Annotated in this window: 18 protein-coding genes; 10 read left to right on the top strand and 8 right to left on the bottom strand. The window is 66.4% G+C overall.

Annotated elements, in window-relative coordinates; genetic code table 11:
* Positions 1–38: 38 nt before the first annotated feature.
* On the bottom strand, positions 39–989 hold the full coding sequence (locus F3J18_RS04080; protein ID WP_166911476.1) for a choline ABC transporter substrate-binding protein: 951 nt from the start codon (positions 987–989) through the stop codon (positions 39–41).
* A gap of 336 nt (positions 990–1,325) precedes the next feature.
* Between F3J18_RS04080 and F3J18_RS04075 the strand changes: the two genes are divergently transcribed.
* The 3 genes from F3J18_RS04075 to F3J18_RS04065 all read left to right on the top strand — a co-directional run bounded on the left by F3J18_RS04075 (position 1,326) and on the right by F3J18_RS04065 (position 6,851).
* Positions 1,326–4,685: a DEAD/DEAH box helicase gene (locus tag F3J18_RS04075; protein ID WP_166911474.1), complete on the top strand. Its 3,360-nt coding sequence runs from the start codon at positions 1,326–1,328 to the stop codon at positions 4,683–4,685.
* 128 nt (positions 4,686–4,813) lie between these two features.
* Entirely contained in the window at positions 4,814–5,104 is a 291-nt protein-coding gene (locus F3J18_RS04070; protein ID WP_013689664.1) for a DUF1330 domain-containing protein, read from the top strand.
* Between the two features lie 265 nt (positions 5,105–5,369).
* The gene (locus F3J18_RS04065) at positions 5,370–6,851 is read left to right on the top strand and encodes an aminotransferase class V-fold PLP-dependent enzyme (RefSeq protein WP_166911472.1); all 1,482 of its coding nucleotides are present in this window, start codon (positions 5,370–5,372) and stop codon (positions 6,849–6,851) included.
* A gap of 94 nt (positions 6,852–6,945) precedes the next feature.
* Here the strand turns inward: F3J18_RS04065 and F3J18_RS04060 are convergent, their stop codons facing one another.
* A complete protein-coding gene (locus tag F3J18_RS04060) occupies positions 6,946–8,040 on the bottom strand; it encodes a porin (RefSeq protein WP_103691792.1) in 1,095 nt (364 codons plus the stop codon).
* Between the two features lie 275 nt (positions 8,041–8,315).
* Between F3J18_RS04060 and F3J18_RS04055 the strand changes: the two genes are divergently transcribed.
* From F3J18_RS04055 to F3J18_RS04045, 3 genes are all read left to right on the top strand, one after another.
* Entirely contained in the window at positions 8,316–9,266 is a 951-nt protein-coding gene (locus F3J18_RS04055) for an IclR family transcriptional regulator (protein ID WP_238145870.1), read from the top strand.
* Positions 9,267–9,302: 36 nt separating this feature from the next.
* Positions 9,303–10,331, top strand: coding sequence for a 2Fe-2S iron-sulfur cluster-binding protein (locus F3J18_RS04050; RefSeq protein ID WP_103691790.1), 1,029 nt, complete (start codon positions 9,303–9,305; stop codon positions 10,329–10,331).
* Between the two features lie 70 nt (positions 10,332–10,401).
* Positions 10,402–11,394, top strand: coding sequence for a 4,5-dihydroxyphthalate decarboxylase (locus F3J18_RS04045; RefSeq protein WP_103691789.1), 993 nt, complete (start codon positions 10,402–10,404; stop codon positions 11,392–11,394).
* 70 nt (positions 11,395–11,464) lie between these two features.
* Here F3J18_RS04045 and F3J18_RS04040 read toward each other — a convergent pair whose 3' ends face one another.
* The 3 genes from F3J18_RS04040 to F3J18_RS04030 all read right to left on the bottom strand — a co-directional run bounded on the left by F3J18_RS04040 (position 11,465) and on the right by F3J18_RS04030 (position 14,693).
* On the bottom strand, positions 11,465–12,733 hold the full coding sequence (locus F3J18_RS04040; RefSeq protein ID WP_240154496.1) for an MFS transporter: 1,269 nt from the start codon (positions 12,731–12,733) through the stop codon (positions 11,465–11,467).
* A 21-nt stretch (positions 12,734–12,754) separates the two neighbouring features.
* On the bottom strand, positions 12,755–13,204 hold the full coding sequence (locus F3J18_RS04035) for a hypothetical protein (RefSeq protein WP_166911468.1): 450 nt from the start codon (positions 13,202–13,204) through the stop codon (positions 12,755–12,757).
* Between the two features lie 202 nt (positions 13,205–13,406).
* Complete coding sequence (locus F3J18_RS04030; RefSeq protein WP_103691786.1) at positions 13,407–14,693, bottom strand: Rieske 2Fe-2S domain-containing protein; 1,287 nt, start codon at positions 14,691–14,693, stop codon at positions 13,407–13,409.
* A 150-nt stretch (positions 14,694–14,843) separates the two neighbouring features.
* Here F3J18_RS04030 and F3J18_RS04025 point away from each other — a divergent pair, with 150 nt between their 5' ends.
* Entirely contained in the window at positions 14,844–15,173 is a 330-nt protein-coding gene (locus F3J18_RS04025; RefSeq protein WP_103691785.1) for a non-heme iron oxygenase ferredoxin subunit, read from the top strand.
* Positions 15,174–15,209: 36 nt separating this feature from the next.
* A complete protein-coding gene (locus F3J18_RS04020; protein WP_103691784.1) occupies positions 15,210–16,211 on the top strand; it encodes a 4-hydroxythreonine-4-phosphate dehydrogenase PdxA in 1,002 nt (333 codons plus the stop codon).
* A 37-nt stretch (positions 16,212–16,248) separates the two neighbouring features.
* Here the strand turns inward: F3J18_RS04020 and F3J18_RS04015 are convergent, their stop codons facing one another.
* Positions 16,249–17,391: a porin gene (locus tag F3J18_RS04015; RefSeq protein WP_166911466.1), complete on the bottom strand. Its 1,143-nt coding sequence runs from the start codon at positions 17,389–17,391 to the stop codon at positions 16,249–16,251.
* Between the two features lie 323 nt (positions 17,392–17,714).
* Positions 17,715–18,071 carry a DUF4148 domain-containing protein gene (locus F3J18_RS04010; protein ID WP_166911464.1) on the bottom strand — a complete coding sequence of 119 codons (357 nt, stop codon included), beginning with the start codon at positions 18,069–18,071 and terminating at the stop codon, positions 17,715–17,717.
* A 229-nt stretch (positions 18,072–18,300) separates the two neighbouring features.
* On the opposite strand from F3J18_RS04010, the gene F3J18_RS04005 reads away from it, so the two are divergent.
* Positions 18,301–19,245, top strand: coding sequence for a GlxA family transcriptional regulator (locus F3J18_RS04005; RefSeq protein WP_017919152.1), 945 nt, complete (start codon positions 18,301–18,303; stop codon positions 19,243–19,245).
* Positions 19,246–19,559: 314 nt separating this feature from the next.
* Positions 19,560–20,480, top strand: coding sequence for a hypothetical protein (locus F3J18_RS04000; protein WP_166911462.1), 921 nt, complete (start codon positions 19,560–19,562; stop codon positions 20,478–20,480).
* Positions 20,481–20,578: 98 nt separating this feature from the next.
* On the opposite strand, the gene F3J18_RS03995 is transcribed toward F3J18_RS04000, so the two are convergent.
* On the bottom strand, positions 20,579–21,676 hold the full coding sequence (locus tag F3J18_RS03995; RefSeq protein WP_223996694.1) for a porin: 1,098 nt from the start codon (positions 21,674–21,676) through the stop codon (positions 20,579–20,581).
* Positions 21,677–21,981: the final 305 nt, after the last annotated feature.

The raw sequence follows: 21,981 nt of genomic DNA, 5'->3' as shown, positions 1-21,981 counted from the left end.
GCGTCCGGTTGATCGATGTCGCGTGCCGGGCGGCGGCCTTACATGCCCAGCGCCGCCTTGACGGTGGCCACGCCGTCCTTGCCGTCGAAGCTCTTCACGCCGGACAGCCAGCCGTCGAGCACCTGCGGGTGCTTGCGGATGTAGTCCTTGGCGGCGTCGGCCGGGCGGGTCTTGTTCACCACGGCCAGCATCAGCTGGTTCTCCATGTCGGTGGTGAAGCGCAGGTTCGAGACCAGCTTGCCGGCGTTCGGGCAGCGCTCGGCGAAGCCGTTCGCGGTCAGCGTGTAGACGCGCGCCTCGCCGTAGTTCGGCCCGAACGAGGCGTCGCCGCCCGACAGGTAGTTCATCTGCAGCTGGATGTTCATCGGGTGCGGTTCCCAGCCGAGGAACACCACCCACTTCTTGTCGCGCACCGCGCGCTCGACCGTCACCAGCATGCCGGCCTCGCTCGACTCCACCAGCTTGAAGCCGCCCAGGCCGTATTGATTGGTGTCGATCATCTTCTGGATGGTCGCGTTCGCGCTGCTGCCGGGCTCGATGCCGTAGATCTTGCCGTCGAGCTCGGCGCGATGCTTGGCGATGTCGTCGAAGGTCTTCAGGCCGGCCTGGTACTCATAGGCCGGCACCGCCAGGGTGGCCTTGGCGCCCGACAGGTTGGGCGGCTCCAGCACCGTGATCGACTTCGAGTCGAGGAAGGGCTGCAATTGCTTCTGCTGCACCGGCCACCAGTAGCCGAGCGAGACGTCGATCTGCTTGGCCTTCAGGCCGGCGAACGAGATCGGCACCGAGGAGATGGTGGTGGTCGGCTTGTAGCCGAGCGAGTCGAACAGCATCGAGGCCAGGGCCGTGGTGGAGGTGATGTCGGTCCAGCCGATATCGGAGAAACGCACCGTGCGGCAGGCGGCGGCATCCTGGGCAAACGACGGCAACGGCAAGGCGGATGCCGCGGCCAAGGCCACGACCAGCGCGAGGGTCTTGCACGACTTCATGTTGGCTCCCTGTTCGGCGGTTGTCTCGCAGGCGGATGATGGGGACGACGAGGCCTGCACCGTGGAAGCAAAAATAACGGGCCATATTCGGCCCGAGGCGACCGCCGGCGACGTTTTGTTGACTGCCAGCGACCTTGGGGGGAAACCATGAGGCCGGGGCTCGCGGCTTGGAGGGCGGGGGTTCGGGGGACATCGCGGGCGCGGCGCGGTTGTCCCGATGCGGCACGGCGGCCGGCGCCGGGATGATCCAGCCCAAGCCGGCCGGCCCGCGCCGGCGTCGAAGCGAGGCGGCGCACGTAGAATACCTACCGCGCCGCTGCCCCGAACCCCTTCGACATGCCCTTTTCCTATACCCGCAAGCAGATCACCAACTGGTTGAGTCCCGCCACGATGGCCAAGGCCCGCAGCTATGAGAACGCCGTCTCGGACCTGCAGTGGCAGGAGGATCGCGGCACGCTGAGCGCCAAGGTGCAAGGCACCCACTCGCGTCCCTACGAGGTGAGCATCAGCTTCCGCGAGGGCGACGAGGAGGGGGACACCTGGATCGACAACGAATGCACCTGCCCGGTCGGCTATCTGTGCAAGCACGTGGCGGCGGTGCTGGTGGCCGGCCTCGATCAACAGCCCAAGCGCGCGGCCACGGGCGTGCGTCCCGAACTGCTGACCTGGCTGGAAGGCTTTCGCACGGCCCGCGTGGCGTCGAAGGGACCCAGCGCCAAGCCAGCGGCGGCCAAGGCCACGCAGGGGCTGGCCTATGTGATCGCCGGCACCTACCAGGGCAAGCCGGAAATCTTCCTCTACAAGGCGCGCATCGGCGCCGACGGCGCGATCCGCTCGTTCGGCGATCCCTGGCGCAACCTGGAAAACGCGCTGGTCCAGCCGCCGAAGTTCGTCGTGGAGGACGACCTGGCGATCCTGCGCGGCCTGTGGCTGGAACGCAGCCGCTCCTACATCGGCGGCTTCCGGCTGAATGGCAGCAACGGCGCCGCCATCATGGACAAGATGATCGCCACCGGCCGCGCCTTCGTCTCGTCCACGGCGCAGTTCGCCTCGTCGAGCGAGCCGCGCGCCCTGCAACTCGCCGCGACGCGCCCGGGCCGGATCCACTGGCACACGCTGTCGGACACGCGGATCCAGCCGATCCTGCAGGCCGAGCCGCCCGCCACCCTGCTGCTGACCACCACCGAGCCCGGTTGGTACCTCGACGCGCAAACCGGCGAGGCCGGCACGATCGCGGTGCCCTGGCCGGCCGACGAACTCGCGGAATTCCTGGCCATGCCGCCCGTCACGCTCGACGAGGCCGTGCTGGTGGGCAAGGTGATGCAGGAAGTGGCGCCCGACTTTCCCCCGCCGCCCGCGCCCGTCTCGGCCAGCGTGCAGGTGATCGACACCGAGCCGCTGCCGCGGCTGTCGCTCGACACGCTGCCGGTGTGGACTTTCGGCCGTTCCTCGCCCAACACGCAGAACGCCCTGGATTTCGCCACCGTCAGCTTCGAGTACGACGGCCACGCGCTGGCCGCGCAAGGCAATACCACCCTGGTGCGCAGCGCGAGCGGCGAGGTGGTGCAGGTGCGCCGCCGGCTCGAGGCCGAGCAGAAACGCCTGGCGGAACTGCACCGGCTCGGGCTCGGCAAGATGCCCTCGAAGCTGGTGCATGGGCCCAAGCCGTTCCCCGACGGCATGCTCACGCCACGTTATCCCGACGACTGGCCCGACTTCGTCAGGAACCTCGTGCCGGCCCTGCGCCGCGACGGCTGGCAGGTGGTGATGAGCGACGCGTTCCGCCACAACGTGGCCGAGGTCGAGTCGATCGACGGCGTGCTCAGGCAGGCCGGCGAAGGCTGGTTCGAGCTGGAAATGGGCATCAGCGTCAACGACCGGATCGTGCGCCTGGAGCCGCTGCTGGCCGAGCTGTTCCGGCGCGACACGCGCTGGCTGTCGGGCCGGCTCGACGCTATCGACGACGACGAGATCATCGAGCTGCTGACCGACCAGCGCGAACGGCTGCACCTGCGCGCCGCCCGCCTCAAGCCGGTGGTGCGCGTGCTGATCGACCTGTTCGACACGATCGGCGCCGGCAGCCTGCGCCTGTCGGCCTGGGACGCGGCCCGGATCGAGGCGCTGAACCAGACGGGCCGCTGGCAATTCCACGGCGACGCCTCGATCCGGCAGCTCGCGCAACGGCTGGCGAGCGGCCAGGGCGTCGACGAGGCGCCGGTGCCGCGCGGGCTGCAAGCCGAATTGCGCGCCTACCAGCGCCAGGGCCTGAACTGGATGCAGTTCCTGCGCGAGCAGAACCTGTCGGGCGTGCTGGCCGACGACATGGGGCTCGGCAAGACCGTGCAGGCGCTGGCCCACATCCTCGCCGAGAAGGAAGCCGGGCGGCTCGACCGGCCGGCCCTGGTGGTGGCGCCCACCACGCTGATGCACAACTGGCGCGAGGAGGCGCGACGCTTCGCGCCGGACCTGCGCGTGCTCGACCTGCATGGGCCGCAGCGGCGCGAGCGCTTCGACGAGATCCCCCGGCACGACCTGGTGCTGAGCACCTACGCCCTGCTCTGGCGCGACCAGGCGGCGCTCGCCGAGCACGACTACCACCTGCTGATCCTCGACGAGGCCCAGTACGTCAAGAACGCCGCCACCAAGGCGGCCGCCACCATCCGCGAGCTGCGCGCGCAGCATCGGCTGTGCCTGACCGGCACGCCGCTCGAAAACCACCTGGGCGAACTCTGGGCCCAGTTCGATTTCCTGCTGCCCGGCTTCCTCGGCACGCAGCGCGATTTCTCGCGGCGCTGGCGCACGCCGATCGAGAAGCACGGCGACACGATCCGGCGCGAGCTGCTGGCGCGGCGGATTCGCCCCTTCATGCTGCGCCGTCGCAAGGACGAGGTCGCCACCGAGCTGCCGCCCAAGACCACCATCCTGCGCAGCGTGGAACTCGACGGCGCCCAGCGCGACCTCTACGAAACCGTGCGCGCCGCGGTGCACGAGAAGATGCGCAAGGCCGTCGCCGAGAAGGGGCTGGCGCGCAGCCATATCGTGGTGCTCGAGGCGCTGCTCAAGCTGCGCCAGGTGTGCTGCGATCCGCGCCTGGTCAAGCTCGAACGGGCCGCGCGCGTCGAGGAATCGGCCAAGCTGGCGCTGTTGATGGAGATGCTGCCGGAACTGATCGAGGAAGGCCGCCGCGTGCTGCTGTTCTCGCAGTTCACGGGCATGCTCGAGCTGATCGCCGAGGCGCTCGACGCCGCCGGCATCGCCCACGTGATGCTGACCGGCGACACCACCGACCGCGTCACGCCCGTGCAGCGCTTCCAGCAAGGCGAGGTGCCGCTGTTCCTGATCAGCCTGAAGGCCGGCGGCGTGGGCCTGAACCTGACGGCCGCCGATACCGTGATCCACTACGACCCGTGGTGGAACCCTTCCGTCGAGAACCAGGCGACCGACCGCGCGCATCGGCTCGGGCAGGACAAGCCGGTGTTCGTCTACAAGCTGATCGTGGCCGGCAGCGTGGAGGAGAAGATCCTGGTGCTGCAGGAGCAGAAGGCGGCGCTGGCCAGCGCGATCCTGTCGGAGGATGCCGCCGGCGCCGTCAAGTTCTCGGCCGACGACCTCGATGCCCTGTTCGAGCCGATCCCGGCCGCGCCCGCCTCGGCGGCACCGCGCCGGCGCGGCAGGAAGGAACCCGCCGCCGGCTGATGGCTCGGGCGACCGATCGGCGGGATAGGCCGCGCGCCGACTTCCGCCCCCGAATTCCCGTAATATCGCGCTGGAAGAATGCCTCGCGCGAGCGCATTCGCCTATCGCCCCTCCCGGAGACAACATCCATGGCAAAAGCATACTGGCTCAGCATCTACCGCAATATCTCCGATCCCGACAAGATGGCGGCCTACGCCAAGCTGGCCGCGCCGGCCGTGACCGAAGCCGGCGGCCGCTACCTGGTGCGCAACACGCCGGCCGAAGTGTTCGAGTCGGGCCTGCAGCAGCGCGCGGTGGTGATCGAGTTCGACAGCCTCGAAGCCGCGCTGGCCGCGCGCAACAGCCCGGCCTACCAGGCCGCGCTGAAGGAGCTCGGCGACGGCGCCGAGCGCGATTTCCGCGTGGTCGAAGGCGTCTGAGGCCTTGACACGGCAGGCTCCGGCGCCCGCCGGGGCCTGGTGCTCCTAGCGCCTGCTTTCGTATTGCCTTCAGCCATCTTCCGTTTCACCCGCCTCGGCAAGTCGTTCTCGCCAACCCGCTCCTCGCCACACGATTTCCGTCCCGACGCTAAGCAAATAGAAAAATCTTCTATGCAAACGCGGAATCACGGCGGAATTTGGAGCCTTTTTCTTGATGGCTCCCCGTATCATTTCCGCATTCCACGGCGGCAATGAACGAACGACCATGAGCGAGAACCTCCACCTCCACTACCTCGACTACGCAGCGACCACCCCGGTGGATCCGCGCGTGATCGCCTCGATGGCCGAGTGCCTCGGCGCCGACGGCATCTTCGGCAATCCGGCCTCGAGCTCGCATCTGGCGGGACGGCTGGCGCGCGAGAAGGTGGAACAGGCTCGCGCGCAGGTGGCCTCGCTGATCGGCGCCGACGCCGACGAGATCGTCTGGACCTCGGGCGCCACCGAATCGAACAATCTCGCGCTGAAGGGTTATGCCGACAAGGCCAGCGAGCGGCGCCACCTGATCACCAGCCGCATCGAGCACAAGGCCATCCTCGACACCATGGCCAGCCTCGCGAAGCACGGCTTCGCGGTGAGCTACCTGAGCCCCGCGCCCAACGGCGAGATCGGTGCCGAGGCGGTGGCCGAGGCGATCGGCCCCGATACGGGCCTGGTCTCGCTGATGCTGGTCAACAACGAGATCGGCACGCTCAGCGACATCGCCGCGATCGCGCGCGTGGTTCATGCGGCCGGCGCCCTGCTCCACGTCGACGCGGCGCAGGCGCTCGGCAAGACCGCGATCGACGTGCGCGCGCTCGGCATCGACATGCTGTCGATGTCGGCGCACAAGGTGTATGGCCCGAAGGGGATCGGCGCGCTGTATGTGCGGCGCGAGATCGCCGAGCGGATCGCCCCGCAGATGCACGGCGGCGGACACGAGCGCGGGCTGCGCTCGGGCACCCTGGCCACGCACCAGATCGTCGGCATGGGCACCGCCTGCGAAGTGGCGGCCGCCGCGCTGGAGAGCGATACGGCGCGCATCGCCACCTTGAGCGAGGGCTTGCGCGATGCGATCCTCGCGATCGGCGACGTCACGCAGAACGCGCGCGAGGCGCGCCGCATTCCGCACACGCTGAGCCTGACCGTCAACGCGCCGGGCTTCCAGCCCTTCATGCTCGGCGAGGCGCTGGCCGTGTCGTCCACCTCGGCCTGCAATTCGGCCGCCGGCACGCCCTCGCATGTGCTCACCGCGATCGGCCTCGATGCGCAGGCGGCGGCACGCACCGTGCGCATCAGCGTCGGGCGCTTCACCACGGAGCAGGACATCGAGTTCGCGATCGCCCGTTTTCGCGAGGCGATCGAGCGATGTCGGGAGGCCGCTGAAAGTGGGTTTACCGCTTCGGGGCAGGTCCAGCCGGAGGACCTGAAGGCGATCCGCAATGCGGGCTTCCGCTCGGTGATCTGCAATCGGCCCGACGGCGAGAGCGCGGATCAACCCGGTTTCGCGGAGATCGAGAAGGCGGCGCGCGAGTTGGGGATCGAGGCGCGTTACCTGCCGGTGGCTGCCGGGCAGCCGATCGGCGATGAGCAGGCCGAAACATTCGGCGCGCTGCTCGACGAACTGCCGAAGCCGGTGCTGGCCTATTGCCGCAGCGGGCGCCGGGCGAGCCTGCTGAGGGAGCGGCTGGCGGCGCTGCGCGTCGCCTGAGCCGCTCACGCCATTCCCGGCCCGGCATGCTGCCGGGGCCATGCGCCGCCGTCCCGCCACGAGGCAGGCAGCGGCAGGTTTCCCCATGGCACACTCAGAAACGCGTATGCAGGCCGATTCGCAATACCGTCTGGTTGTTGCTGCTCGAGCCTGGCCCCGGGTCGGTGATCCCGCTGATCTGCGCCGAGGCGCCCGCATTCGCGCGCTGGTAGATCGACGATACGTACACGGTGGTGCGCGCGGACAAGATATAGAACAGCGTCGCGCCGACCTGGTTCGCGTGATTGTTGTCCAGGAAGCCATTGCCCTTCATGTACATGTACTCGCCGCTGAGCATCAACGCCGGCGCGAAGCGCCAGCGAATCCCGCCTGACATCTGGTAGGCTGCCGCGCCATTGCCCATGTTGTGCACGGTCGACAGCACCGCATGCAGGATCAGCTTGCCGAACTCGTACTTGGCGCCCGCGCCCCAGTTGCGCACGCTGACCTGCGGGCTGCCTGTCACCAGGTACTTCACGTCCGTGTAGGCCGCGCCCAGGCCGAGATTGCCCGACACGTAGTTGAGGCCGAAACTCGATGAATTCCCCGCCCCCACCGAGCCGGCCACGTTGCCGAAGCCGTACATCGCGCCGAACGACAGGCCCGCGATCACCGGGCTCTGGTATTTGGCGGTATTCGCGATCGGGGTGCCCTCGCTGCGGTCCCAGTCCAGCTCGCCGGTAGGGTTGTTAGGAATACCGAGTTTCTGGAACGGACCGGCGGGAAAGCCGAAGAAAAACCCGCCGTCGTCCGCGGTATCGATGCCCGAAGCCCACAACGAGGTGGCCATGAAGTCGTACTGACTACCCAGCGTGAGCGTCCCGTATCGATCGTCCGACAGCCCGATGATCGAGGTCTTCGAGAACAGCGACTGCCCCGGCGTGATATTGCCGGTATTCACCTGGAACTGGTTGGTCAGCTGGAAAATCGCCTTCAGCCCGTTGCCCAGATCCTCGCTGCCCCGGATGCCCCAGAGATTCGGCGTAAACACGCCGTCGTTCGCCTTCACCAGCCCATGGCCGTGCTCGTTGCTGATGAAGCTCACCCCGTTGTCCATCACCCCGTACAGGGTCACGCTGCCCTGCGCCTGCGCGGCCGCGGACACCACCAGGCCCAGCGCCGCGCACATCCTCCACATGCACCTTCTCATGCTGCCTATCTCCTCCCGTTATTGTCGATTCGACGTCAGCCGGGAACGAATCGGCGATTCTCAAGCTCTCGCCAATCGTTCCTTTATATGGAACATCGTTCCTTAATTGACGCGGATCGTATTTGGCAATTTCCCCTCATCGGTGTCAAGAAATACCGCCTCAGGGTATGCACGGATGAGCGATGAAAATATGCCTGTCACAGGAAAGCTCGCCAGAAACCACGTGAAAGCCGGGAGAAATCGCGTTTCACCAGGGACTAGCCGGAGAACTGGCTATGATCGTGGATGGCGTCGCGATGCCCGCCGCGCCCACAACCCGGCGCGATCTGGACAAGGTGGGCAAAATTCGAGAGAATGTTCCTCTATACAGAACGTTGTTCCAATTTATAACTTTTGAGGTAAAGTCCATGGTGACGAAAGCACCGGAACCCCAGGCCACGGAAAACACAACGGACGAGGCACCGGCGGAAGGCAGGCTGTCCTCGGTGACGGCGGCGATCCGGGTCTTGAAGACCTTTTCGGAGGAGGAGCCCGAAATCGGCATCAGCACGCTGGCCAAGCGGCTGAAGCTGGCGAAGAGCACGGCGCATCGGCTTGCGACGACGCTGCTCGCGGAAGGTCTCCTCGAGCAGAACCTGGAAAACGGTCGCTACCGGCTCGGCATCGAACTGTTCGCGCTCGGCACCTTGGTGCGGCGCCGGCTCGATGTCTCGAAGCAGGCGCTGCCCTTCCTGCATGAATTGCGTGAAAAGACCGACGAGACCGTGCACCTGGCGATTCTCGACGGCACCAGCATCATTTACCTCTTCAACCTAGAGAGCAATCAGGCGATCCGCATGCGCTCCTATATCGGCGACCGCAAACCCGCGTTCTGCACCTCGGAAGGCATGGTGCTGCTCGCCCACGGCGCGCCCGAGACGCTGGCGCGGGTGATCCGCGAGGGCCTGGTGGCACGCACGCCGAAGACCAACACCAGCTCGGCGGCCTTGATGAAGGTGCTGGACCAGGTGCGCGTGGACGGTTACTCGACCGACGACGAGGAATCCGAGATCGGCATGCGCGGCATCGCCGCTCCGGTGCGCGACCTGAACGGCCAGGTGATCGCGGCGATCAGCGTCGGCGGCCCGACGCAGCGCCTGACCAAGAAAGCCTTGCGTGGCTTCACGCCGGAACTCATCACCGCCGCCGAAGGCATCTCGACCCGGCTCGGGTACCGGCGGCCCTGAAACCTACCGCGTCCCTGAAGGAGAGAACGCGAACTCATGTCAACATCGACTCGTCATATCACCCTCGAAGGGACCGGCACCCGGTTTCCATGCAAGCCGGACGACACGATCCTGCGCGCCGCGCAACGCGCCGGCATCGCCTTCCCCTACGAATGCAATGTCGGCGCCTGCGGCAACTGCAAGTTCCAGCTCGTCGAGGGCGAACTCCACGAACACTGGCCCGAAGCACCGGGCCGCAGCGCCAAGGATCGCGAGCGCGGCCGCTTCCTGGGCTGCCAGGCCGTGCCCGGCGGCGATTGCACGATCAAGGTCCGCACCGCCGAGCAATACGCGCCGGTCCATCCGCCGCGCCAGCTCACCGCGCGCCTCGAAGCCTGCCGCGACATCACCCACGACATCCGCGAATTCCGCTTCTCGCTCGAAACGCCGCTGCCCTTCGAGCCCGGCCAGTACGCCCTGCTGAGCTTGCCCGGCGTGACGGGACAGCGCGCCTATTCGATGAGCAACGTGGCCGATCCGGCCGATCCGTCACTGCACTTCCAGGTGCGCCGCGTGCCCGGCGGCGCCGGCACGCGAACGCTGTTCGACACGCTGCGGCCAGGACATCGCATCGAGATCGACGGCCCTTATGGACACGCCTGGCTGCGCCGCGACGTGAGACGCGACGTGGTCTGCCTGGCCGGCGGCTCCGGCCTGGCGCCGATGATTTCGATCGCGCGCGGCATTGCTTTCGATCTCAACTTTCAGGATAACGAATTTCATTTCCTTTACGGCGGCCGCACGCTCGACGACCTCTGCGGGCGCGACATGCTCGAGGCGCTGCCCGGCTTCGGCACGCGCATCCACTACCGCACGGCGGTATCCGCGCCCGACGCGAGCGAAGCCGCTGGCGGCGCGGACCACGTCGGGTTCGTGCACGAGCTGGCCGACGCGCTGCTCGGCGATCGCCTGCGCGACATGGAAATCTACTTCGCGGGCCCGCCGGCGATGGGCGCCGCCGTGCAGCAGATGCTGCTGGCGCGCCAGGTGCCGTTCGATCGCGTGCATTTCGACCAGTTTTATTGAACCCGTCACCCGGCGTCCCCTCGCGCGCCATCGGCGCGCGCCGCCGCGCGACCCTATCAGGAGCGAACCCTTGTCCAAACTGAAACTCGCCTTCGGCTGCTGGAACTACGATCGTACCCGCGCGCTGATGGACGGCTCGGTCCAGCCCGACGGCATCGACCTCAACTACCTGAACATGCCGGTGGAGGAAACCTTCTTCCGGATGCTGCGCAATCGGGAATTCGATGCATCGGAGATGTCGCTGTCCTCGTACACGATGTCCTGCTTCCGCGAGCCGCGTCCGTTCATCGCGATCCCCGTGTTCCCCTCGCGCTTCTTCCGCCATTCCTGCATCTACGTGAACGCCAACTCCGGGATCCGCACGCCGCAAGACCTGATCGGCAAGCGCATCGGCAACCCCGAATACCAGATGACGGCGCCGGTCTGGATCCGCGGCATCCTCTCCGATCATTACGGCGTGCCGGTCGACAGCGTCACCTACTTCAGCGGCGGCGAGGAAGAACCGAACCGCTCGGAGAAGCTCAAGCTCGACCTGCCGTCCAACATCCGCGTCGAGCAGATCGGCCCGGACAAGACCCTTTCGCAGATGCTCTACGACGGCGAGATCGACGCGCTCTACACGGCGCGCATGCCCTCGTCCTTCCTGCGCGGCGACGGGCGCGTGAAGCGGCTGTTCGAGAACTACGTGGACCTCGAACGCGATTACTTCCGCACTACCGGCATCTTCCCCATCATGCATACCGTGGTGGTGCGCCGCGAGATCTACGAAGCCAATCGCTGGGTCGCCCAGTCGCTCTACAAGGCCTTCGTCGAATCGCAGCGGCGTACCTACCAGGATCTCAACGAAACCGCCGCGCTCAAGGCGATGCTGCCCTGGCTCCACGCGCACATCGAGCAGACGCGCGAGGAAATGGGCGACGATTTCTGGCCCTATGGCCTGCAGAAGAATCGCGAGACGCTCGAGGTATTCCTGCGCTACTCGCACGAGCAGGGGCTATCGAAACAGCGGCTCACGCCGGAAGACCTGTTTGCGCCGGAAACCTTCGAATCGTTCAAGATCTGATCGCGCGGCAAAATCGCAGCAATGAAAAAACGGGCATGAAGCCCGTTTTTTCATTGCCCTTGCCAACCCGTCAGGCGCGCCCGGCACCTTCCTCCGGCGTGTCGGCGATGCCGGCGCGTGCCGCATGCACGTCGACGCGCTCGGGATAGACATAAGGCCCGAGCCGGCAGATCGACACGATCGCCAGCGTGATCATCGCCACGAAGCTCCATAGCGCGACGTGATACGAGTGCAACAGGTCGTAGCAGAGGCCGGTCAGGAAGATCATGATGCCCGCGCCCCAGCCCCAGCAGGCCCAGATGCCGCCGCAGACGCGCCCGAACAGGCGCAGGTCGAAATAGCGGCTGACAATGAAGGTGATGATGTCGGCCTCGGCGCCGATGCTCACGCCGATCAGGCCCGCCGCGATCATCGCGTCGAGACCGATCGCGCCGCTGGCCAGGATCAGCACGCCGGCCAGCGTGATCGCGAACGACATCGCCGCGACATAGGGCGCATGCATGCGGTCCATCAGGTAGCCTGCGAGCAGGCGCCCGATCGCCGACGACAGGCCGGCGATCGACAGCATGCTGGTAGCCATGCCGATCGTCGCGCCGCGATCCATCATCATCGGCACCAGTTGCGACAGCAGGGCCAGCATCACGCCCGACATGCAGAAGATCGCGATGCCGAGCTGGCGAAAGCTGCGGCTGGTGCGAACGATCCTCGAGAGCTTCGGCAAGCCGGCGTCGAGACTGCGCCTGCGCGCCTCCTTGGTGCCTTTCGGCATCCTGACGAGGAAGTACAGCGCCGGCAGCGAGAACGCCGCGACCGCGGCCGCCACGCCGAGATACCCGCCGCGCCAGCCGAAATGGCTGAGCAGGAAACCCGCGTATTGCGGCATCAGCGCGCCCCCCACCGCGGTGCCGCCGACGGTCAGGCCCAGCGCCAGGCCGCGATGCTTGTCGAAGCGCGCGCAGACCACGTTCGCGTACGGCAGTGCGTTGCTGCCCGGCGCGAAGAAGCCGACGGCGACGAACGCCAGGCAGAACAGCGGCACCGAGGGCGGAATCACGCCGACCAGCGCGATCGACAGCGCGAACAGGCTGAGGAAGATCAGCGTCGGCTTGCGCACGCCCCAGCGGTCGATCAGCGAACCGAGCACGATGGTGCCCGGTCCCATCGCGAACTCGAAGATGGTCAGGCCCAGCGATACCTCGGACCGGCTCCAGTGATTCTGCGCGGCGATCGCGCGGATGAAGGTGCCGAACATGAACGCCGCGATCACGCCGGCGCCCACCGACAGACAGATGGCACCGCCAACGACGGCCCACCATCGATTCAATTCCTTGTTAACCAAGTCTCGCTCCATGTGTCATTGCTATTGTCGGGTGGCCAGGGCCTGCAACAGGTCGTCGAGGTAGCCGATGTCGTTGACGAGCAGCATCGTCGAGCAAAGCGTCCGCAGCGTGTCCGAGCTGCGCGCCGCGCCCGCGACGGGCGCCGCCGCGATGCGGAACAGGCCCGATACGCTGACGGTCTCGCGTCGATAGAGCCGTGCCGCCAGCATGCCGAGCGCTGGATCGTCCGCGTCGCCGCCGACGATCACGACCAGATCGGGCACGCCACGCCAGGCATCGAGGCGATCGTCGGGCACCGGCGCTTGGCCGCCGCCATCGGCGAGCACACCGGCTCCGAGCTCGGCGAGCGCGACGGCCGGCGTCATGCCGGTCGCCGCGAGAAAGGCCGCCGGCCCGCTGAATTCGACGTTCGCGTGCCGCGGCTGCAAGCGGCAAAGCGCGACGTCGGGATCGTCGTCATCGAGAAACACCACGCGAATCCGGCGCGGCAGGGCATTCGCCGCCTCGATCCGGTAGCGTGCCTCGGGCCAGGATTGCCGGTGATCGGCCTTGCCCGGATGATCGTGGGGTGCAGTGTTGTGCATGTCGACACCTGCCTTCGCTGGCGCGTCGCCGCTGCATCGACGGCGCCTCATCGGGAAACGGGCGCCGCGCGCGGCGCCCGCATGAACATCAGACCGAGGTATGCGGCTTGCCGTTTTCGGCGCGCAGCGCCTCCCTCGCGCCCTCCCTGAACGGCTGGCTGCGCGGCAGCACGGTGGCGACCGAGCGGATCCGCTGCGCATCGGCATCGCGGCCCGGCGGCAGTTGCCCCTGCTCGGCCAGCGCGCGTGCCGCCTTCATCAGGCGGTTGCGGACCATGATGATGCCGTTGTCGGTGGACACCAGGTTCTCGCGCGTGCGGTCCTGGATCGGCCCCATGCTCTCCTGCAACGACGCGTCCTGCATGCCGATGCCCTCCACGCCGCTGTAGGTCAGCCCGGCACGCTGCGACTCGCGATCCATCAGGTAGTCGTTGCCCTTGTTCTGCAGCGGCAGGTAAGTGCCGGGGATGTATTTCACGTGGATGCCGTGGCCCTCCTTCATGGCGTTCACCTCGGCCTCGGTCAGTTCGCGCGTCGGGTGATAGTCGAAGCTCCAGGCCCAGCAGTGCTCGTCGTCGATCGGCACCCAGAAGTGGCCGTGCACCGGGTGGTCACCACGCGGTGGCACCAGCGTGAAGCAGGGCATCACCCAGGGCGTGATCCGCCAGTAATACTGTTCGTTCTCCGCATTGCGGCGCGCGCCGATGAACAGGCCACCCTCCGCGTCGACCACCTCGAACACCGGGCTCAGGTCGTTCAGGTTGTATTGGTTGCCCTTCGCGCCCTTGAACAGCGGATCGCGATGCAGGCTCGCGCTGTGCAGGAACGACACGTGACTCGAATCGACGCCGCCCTCCAGCGCCTGCAGCCAGTTGCTTTCCTGAAGGCGCTTGGTGATGAAGCTGCGGCCGAGCGGCAAGGTGGCGAACTCGAATTCGGGCAGCGGCGGCTGGTCCTCGGGCGGCCCCATGTAGACCCAGACGATGCCGCCACGCTCCACCAGCGGATACGACTTGAGCTTGATGCGCTCGCAGAAGCCGCTTTCCGCCGGCTCCGACGGCACTTCCATGCAGCGGCCGTTCACATCGTATTTCCAGCCATGGTACGGGCAGCGAATCCCGCCCTCCTCGTTGCGACCGAACCAGAGCGACACGCCGCGATGCGCGCAGAACTCGTCGATCAGGCCGAGCTTGCCCTCCGAATCGCGGAACGCCAGCATGCGCTCCGACAGCAGTTGCAGGCGTACCGGCGCGCCGCCCGCCTGCGCGACCTCCTCCGACAGCAGCGCCGGCAACCAATAGCGCCGGAACAACTCGCCCATCGGCTTGCCGGCGCCGGTTTGCGTCAGCAGATCGTTCTGTTCTTTCCTCAGCATGTCCTGTCCTTCCTTGCGTATCGAATCTCGTCTCATGCCGGCCTGTCGGTCGGCTCGCTCTTGATGGTCGTTCCATATATAGGAACGCTGTTCTTTTCAATTGAACAAAGTTATCATCCGTCGAAATCCTTTGTCAAACGGAGATTTCCCATGTCGCAAGCGTGTAGCCGCGTAGGTATTTGCAAGGTTTCGGAGGTTGGTGAGGGCAAGGCGATCCGGATCGAGAAGCATGGCCTGACGCTGGCCGTGTTCAATGTGGACGGGCAGTTCTTCGTCACCGACGACACCTGCACGCACGGCCCGGGTTCGCTCTCGGAGGGTTGCCTCGAAGGCCATCGGATCGAATGCGATTTCCACAACGGCGCCTTCGACATCCGTACCGGCGCCGTGGTATCCGCGCCCTGCATGATTCCGCTGAAGACCTACGAGGCCCATGTCGAGAACGGCGAGATCGGTATCGACGTGGCCGACGAACACTGAGCACCACCCTGTATTTCCCTGGAGGAGACGAAGTCCATGCACCGTCCCAGAATCGCCATCGCGCTTGGCGACCCCGCCGGAATCGGCCCCGAAATCGCGTTGAAAGCCGCGCTCGACGCGCGCGTGCGCCAGATCTGCGATCCCCTGCTGGTCGGCGACGCCGATGCGCTGGCCTGGCACGCGCGTGCCTGCGGAATCGACGCGCGCATCCATGCAATCGCCGAGGCGCGCGAGGCCGTGACCTCGAGCGGGCGTGACGTCACCCTGCTCGCGCTCGATCAGTTCTCGTCCGAACCGCTGGAAGTCGGCAAGATCGCCGCCGCGCATGGCCGTGCCGCCATCGAGGCCGCGCGTGTCGCCATCGAGGCGGCGATGGCCGGTGCCGTCGATGCGGTGGTGGCCTGTCCGCAGACGGAGTATTCGATCAAGGAGGCCGGCATCGAATTCGACGGTTACCCGTCCTTCGTGGCGCGCTGCACCGGCACGCCGGCCGACGATGCCTTCCTGATGCTGTGCTTCGACACCACCCGCATCGTGCACACCACCTTGCACGTGAGCCTGCGCCGCGCGCTGGAGCTGGTGACCGAGGAACGGGTGCTGCGCGTGCTGCAGGCAACCCATGCGGTGCTGTCGCGCAACGGTGGCGCGGCGCGCATCGCGGTGGCGGGGCTCAACCCGCATGCGAGCGAACACGGCATGTTCGGCGACGACGAGGCGCGCATCATCGAGCCGGCGCTGAAGGCAGCGCGCGAACTCGGCATCGACGCGGACGGCCCGTTCGGCGCCGATACGATGTTCCAGAAGTCCGGCTACGACGCTTTCGTCGTCATGTATCACGACCAGGGGCATATCGCGGCCAAGCTGCTGGCGACCAATCGCACCGCGGGCATGACGATCGGCACGCCGGTGCTGTTCTCCTCGGTCGCGCACGGCAGCGCGCTCGACATCGCCGGCGGCAACCGCGCGAATCCCGAGGCGGTGGTCGAGGCCGTGCACCGGCTGGTCAGCGCGACCCGGGCCGAGCGGCAGCGCGTGTAAGCAAGACGGCGACGATGTCGCCGTCATCAAACCAGGCTCAGAAGCGCGTCAGCATCCCCACCGCACCCATTACCTGATTGCCCGTGGAAGACGCGCCGCCGGCGTTGTAGAGCGAGGCGACGTTCCTGCTGCCGGTGGCATGCTGGACCATCGCCTCGGCATACAACTCGGTACGCTTGGACAAGGCATAACGCGCGATCGCGTTGACCTGGTTCCACTTCGGATCCGTGCCGTAGGCGGTGGCGCCGCTCAGATGCGCGTCGGTATAGGCATAGGACACGCCGAGCCTGAGCGCCGGCGTGAGGTGGTACATGCCGTTCAGCTCGTAATTGTCGAAGCGCGCCGAGCCGTTGCCGAGCCCGAACGCGCTGGTGCCCTGGTACTGGCTGTGCGAATAGACGAAGCCCAGCACCGCAGGACCGAACGCGTAGTTCACACCGGCGGCGACGCTGCGCTGCACGTCGGCGCTCAAGTTGCCTTTCACCTCGGCCTGGTCGACCGCGCCTCCGGTATTCGCGAACGCGGTGCCGCCCGGCGTGCGCGTGCCCGAGCCATTGGTTTGCAAATACCCGGCGGCAGCCGTGAGTGGGCCGTGGGCATAGCTGGCCGCGACGCTGTAGGCGCGGCTGGTGGCGAAGCCGGTGCTGTTGCTGAAGGCATACATGCCGCCGAACTTGAAACCGGCGTAGTCCAGACTGGTGAATTTCACGGCGTTGTTGAAGCGCACGCTGTGCTGGAGATTGTCGTTGTCGTAGGGATGCGCGAAGCCGGAATCGCCGAAGGTGCCGGCCGTGGCCGACAGCGGCGAGACGAAATCGACCACGTCGTCGTATTGGCGGCCCAGCGTGAGCGTGCCGAACTGCTTGCTGGCCAGGCCGACATAGGCTTGCCGGCCGAACATGCGGCCGTTCTGCCCGAGCTGGCCGTTGTTGACGCTGAAGCCGTTCTCCAGCACGAAGATCGCCTGCAGGCCGCCTCCCAGGTCCTCGGTGCCGCGCAGGCCGAAGCGGCTGCCACTGATGTTGCCGCTGGCGAGCGCGACGCGACCGCTGCCGCCCACGTTGTTGGTATAGGCGATGCCGGCATCGACCAGCCCGTACAGGGTGACCGAGCTTTGCGCGTGCGCCGAGGCTGCCGCGAAGGTGGCCAGGCAGGCCGTGGCCAGGGATATTCTTTTCACCGTGAGACTCCAGTTCCATTGAAACGCCGGGTTGAGACGCCGGCGAGTATAGGAAAGGCCGCTCCGGAAAATGTCGACCTGGTTGCGCAGGCACCTTTCCTGGAATTGGAAGAATCACGTCAAATCACTGAAACAATCGCGTGCCACGCGCGCGGGCCGCTCCTGGCATTGCTAATCCGCGCGGCGTGCTCGATGCGCCGGGCCGCGTCGAGAGCAGGTGATGGCCGAGCCGTCCTCGACCAAGCCTGCAGCCCGTTTCCATCCCGAGATGAAGAATTGATCCGGGCCGGCACCGATCCTGTGCGTGCCGGCCATGGCCACGCTCATTGACCGAAATAGACGGGCTTCATGCCGTCGTTTTCCAGGGTGACATGGTGATGGCGCGTACCCGAAGCCGAAGCGCCGCCGACGCTGCCGCCATAACCCTGCTCGTCGCTGATGGTGCGCACGGCGACCTGCTGCTGCCCCACGCGCTGCTCGGCTGCCTGCAGTTGTGCCGGGTACGTGGTGTCCTCGCCGCGCGCCGAGTTGTATCCGGCGGCTTGCAGTTGCACGAGTTCGGCGCGCACCTGTGCATGCGTCAACTGGCTGGTCTGCGCCTGGGCGGCGCCAGAGGCGAACGTGAGGGCAACGGCGGCTGCGGTGGCGGCGACGATACGATTGGCGAGAAGCGTCTTCATGATGGACTCCAGTGATATGTTGGTTGCGTTCGCAACGTTGTCGACCCATGTCGTTTCGCTGCGGGTTCGTGATCTCCTTGTCGATCACGTGTATCCACTGTAGTGCCGCGACGCTTCTCGATGAATGTCCGCGCGGCTCAACAAACTGCTCGTTCGTCTCAAGTGCCGGTCCGGGTCCGCCAGCCTCTATAATCAAGCGCGCCCCGCCCTCACCTCACCCGCCCGCCCCATGCCGGAAACCCTCCACTTCCTGCTGCTCCCCGGCTTTTCCGCACTTGGCTGCATGTCGGCGATCGAGCCGCTGCGGGTGGCGAACCGCTTTCGGCCCGATCTGTACCGCTGGCAACTGCTGAGCATGGACGGCGCGCCGGTGCTGGCCAGCAACGGCGTGGCGCTGAACGCCGACGCGGCCTTCGGCGAGGTGGAGCGCGCCGATACGGTGTTCGTGATCGCCGGCTTCGAGCCGCTGGCGCGCTACACGCGCACGCTGGGCGACTGGCTGCGGCGCCAGCACCTGGGCGGCGCCACCATCGGCGGGATCGACACGGGCAGCTTCGTGCTGGCCGAGGCCGGGCTGTTCGACCCCTCGCACACGCTGACGCTGCACTGGGAGGCACTGGCCGCGTTCCGCGAGCGCTATCCGCGCCTGAACGCGACGCAGGAACTGTTCGAGACCGGCGAGCGCCGCATCACCTGCGCGGGCGGCACCGCCTCGATCGACATGATGCTGGAGCTGATCGGCCGCCGGCACGGCGCCGACCTGGCCGCGACCATCTCCGAGCAGTTCGTGGTGGGCAGGATCCGCCAGCATTCGGATCGGCAGCGGCTGGAGATCGCGGCGCGCTACGGCGTACACAACCGCAAGCTGATCCAGGTGATCGGCGCGATGGAGCGGCACACCGAGACGCCGCTGTCCTCGGATGCGCTGGCGCAGGATGTCGGCATCACGCGGCGCCAGCTCGAGCGCCTGTTCAGCTCGATCCTCAACGACACGCCCACGCGCTTCTACATGCAGCTGCGGCTGGACCGCGCCCGCGAGCTGCTGCAGCAGACCGACATGACGATCACGGCGATCTGCGTGGCTTGCGGCTTCGAATCGCCCTCGCACTTCTCGCGCAGCTACCGGGCGCGCTTCGGCGCGAGCCCGCGCAACGACCGGCAGACGCAGCGCTGAGCCTGGCACGCTGCGCGAGCCCGACAAGGCAAGGAAGGTCTGCTGAAACCCAGTGCACGCACCAGTGTAGAAAATCCGCTGAGCAATCGTGAGATTCGCGCGAAGCCCCGTCTCACGGAGCGCAATTCATCAATTGCACCCCATTGCTGAGACACACTCAGTCAAACTGAGAATTCAAAAACAGGATGACGGCTACATTGCCATGCAGGCTCATCCGCGATGAGGTGGTGCAAGCACGGAGGTGCCCCAGCCAGGGCGGCGATCCATCGGTCGTCGCATCTCCACCCCATCCGACATCCTGTTGAGAACAAGCGATGAAACTTTCCACGCCATCGATCCACGGCACCACCCCAGCCACCGGCCAGGATTCCACCCAGCCAGCGGCGCACGCGCCGGGTTCCCGGCCGCAGCCGACGGAAACGCGATCCCGCATGGGCGGCGCCCTGCAGAATCTCCCGCAACGGCCGACGTCGAATCGCTCGGCCGAGTCGCGTCCGGATGCGGGTTCCCAGCGCGCCTCCACGCCGAACCAGCATGCCTCGGCGTACCCGATGGAGGCACCCGAGCACGCCGAGGCCTACCAGAACATTTCGGTATCCGGAGAATTCGAGCACGACGCGAGCCGGTACAGCAATGCACTCATGATGTACTGCGAAGCCGACAGCCGCGTGCATGCCCCGTTGGTCGATACGATCCAGCAGCACCCCAAGGACATCGAGCTGGAATTTTCCACCTCGAACCGCATGCCGGCCAGCCGAGCGGGCACCACCGGCGCGTCAGTGAACGGCGTGGGAGTCCATACCGATCCGGCGGCGCTCGCGCAGCATATCGCCGCCGGACATCCGCTTTCGCTCTCCGTGCAGGTGAACGAAAACCATGTGCTCACCCAGAACAGCGGGTATGGCGCGCATGTCATCGATCATGAAATGTCCTTGCACGTCGCCCCCATCGTCGACGTGTTCCTGGAGGCCAAGACCATGGCCGCGCAGGGCAACCAGAGCGCGGTGGCCGAGTTCATCCGCGGCGAGCAGGCCGATGGCGGACGATTGAACGCGGACACGCACCATCGCAGCCTGGCCCAGATCCGGCCCGACCGCCTCCCGGATGCGCATACGGAGCGACTTGTCAAAACGCACGTCGAGCTGATGTCGGGCGCGGACGACGATACCGTGAGAAGCCAGATCGGGAACGCGATGCGGGCGGACGTCACGGTCCATCAGCACAATAACGACTGATTCGGCATGGACAACGACGAAGGGGCGGCGGCCACGCTCGCCGCGTGGCCGCCGCCCCTGGTTCACAATGCCGGGCCGCCCGGCCCATCATCAACACATCAGAACGAATGGCGCATGCCGATCCGCACGTCCGCCTGCGTCTGCGTGGTCGACGGCGTGAAGCTGTAGCCGATCACGGCATCCACGCCATTCGAGGCGCGCAGGTAGTCGCCGGAAATATACACGTCGGTGCGCTTGGACAGCAGGTAATGCACGCCGGCCGAACCCTGGTTCCAGTGATGGCCCTCGAAGCGCGTGTGCTGGTAGCCGCCGATCAGGCTCAGCGCCGGCGTGAACTGATACGTCGCGCCGCCTTCATACACCTGCATGTGCGAGCTCTGGCCAAAACCCTTGATCGTCGTGTAGGTGAAGTTGCCGATCAGCGAGAGCTTGCCGATCGCGTAGCTCGCGCCCACGCCGAAGGTACCCTGCTTGTCGATGTTCATCGGCGTGCTGGAGAACAGGTCCGTCACCGCGCCCGTGGCCGGATCGACGCTGACGGTCGGCTGGCCGAGGAAGGTCTTGGTGCCGATCATCGCGTAGGGATCGAAGGCGTAGATGCCGTTCGGGTTGTTCAGCTGCGTGTAGGCGGCGCCGGCCGAGAAATCGCCGTTCGCGTAGCTCGCGCCCAGGCTGTAGGCGCTGTTGCGGTGGAAATTGCCGGCCACGTTGCCGAACGAGTACATGCCGCCGAACTTGAAGCCCGCGAAGGTGTTCGACAGGAACTTCACCGAGTTCGGCAGGCGGTCGCCGTTGAATCGGTCGAAGTCGCCCTGGTGGATCGCGTAGCCGCTGGCCCAGGCCGAGACGTTGGTCAGGTAGACCATCTCCTCGGTCATGTCGAGCTGGTCGCCGAAGGACAGCGTGCCCCAGTCGTTCTGCAGTCCGACATAAGCCTGGCGGCCGAACAGCGCGCCGCCGAAATTGAGCTGCCCGTTGCCGAGCCGGAAGCCGCTTTCCAGGGCGAACACCGCCTTCAGGCCGCCGCCGAGGTCTTCGGTGCCCTTGAAGCCGATCCGGTTGCCGTAGGACACGCCGTCGTCGAACTTGAACACATGCGCGCCGCCGGAATTGTTCACATAGGTAATACCGGCGTCGATGATGCCGTACAGCGTGACGCTGCTCTGCGCGTGACTCGTCGACGACACGCCCGCCATGGCCAGCGCGGCGGCGCCGGCTGCGGCAACTTTCATTCTTTTTTTCATCGTGGCAACCCCAAACCTGCATCCCTGTTGGAAGAATGACCCACGCGCGGCGCGGGTCCGAAGCCTTGCTTGAAACGGGTGACGCTGGCGTGGCCGGCAAAGCCGAATCGCGAACCGGACACGTGAGGAAAAAAATACAAACCCAATTTATGGGTCACCCGTCTGCGAACGACAACAAATGGTCTGTATGCGACCGACCCGTGAAAGCCCTGAGACGGGTTCGCGGTGCCACCGCCGCGAACCTCGCGCGGGTTCCG

Source organism: Burkholderia sp. Ax-1720 (genome assembly GCF_011753035.1).
In the GTDB taxonomy this organism is placed as follows: domain Bacteria; phylum Pseudomonadota; class Gammaproteobacteria; order Burkholderiales; family Burkholderiaceae; genus Burkholderia; species Burkholderia gladioli.
This window is presented reverse-complemented; position numbering and strand designations above follow the sequence as displayed.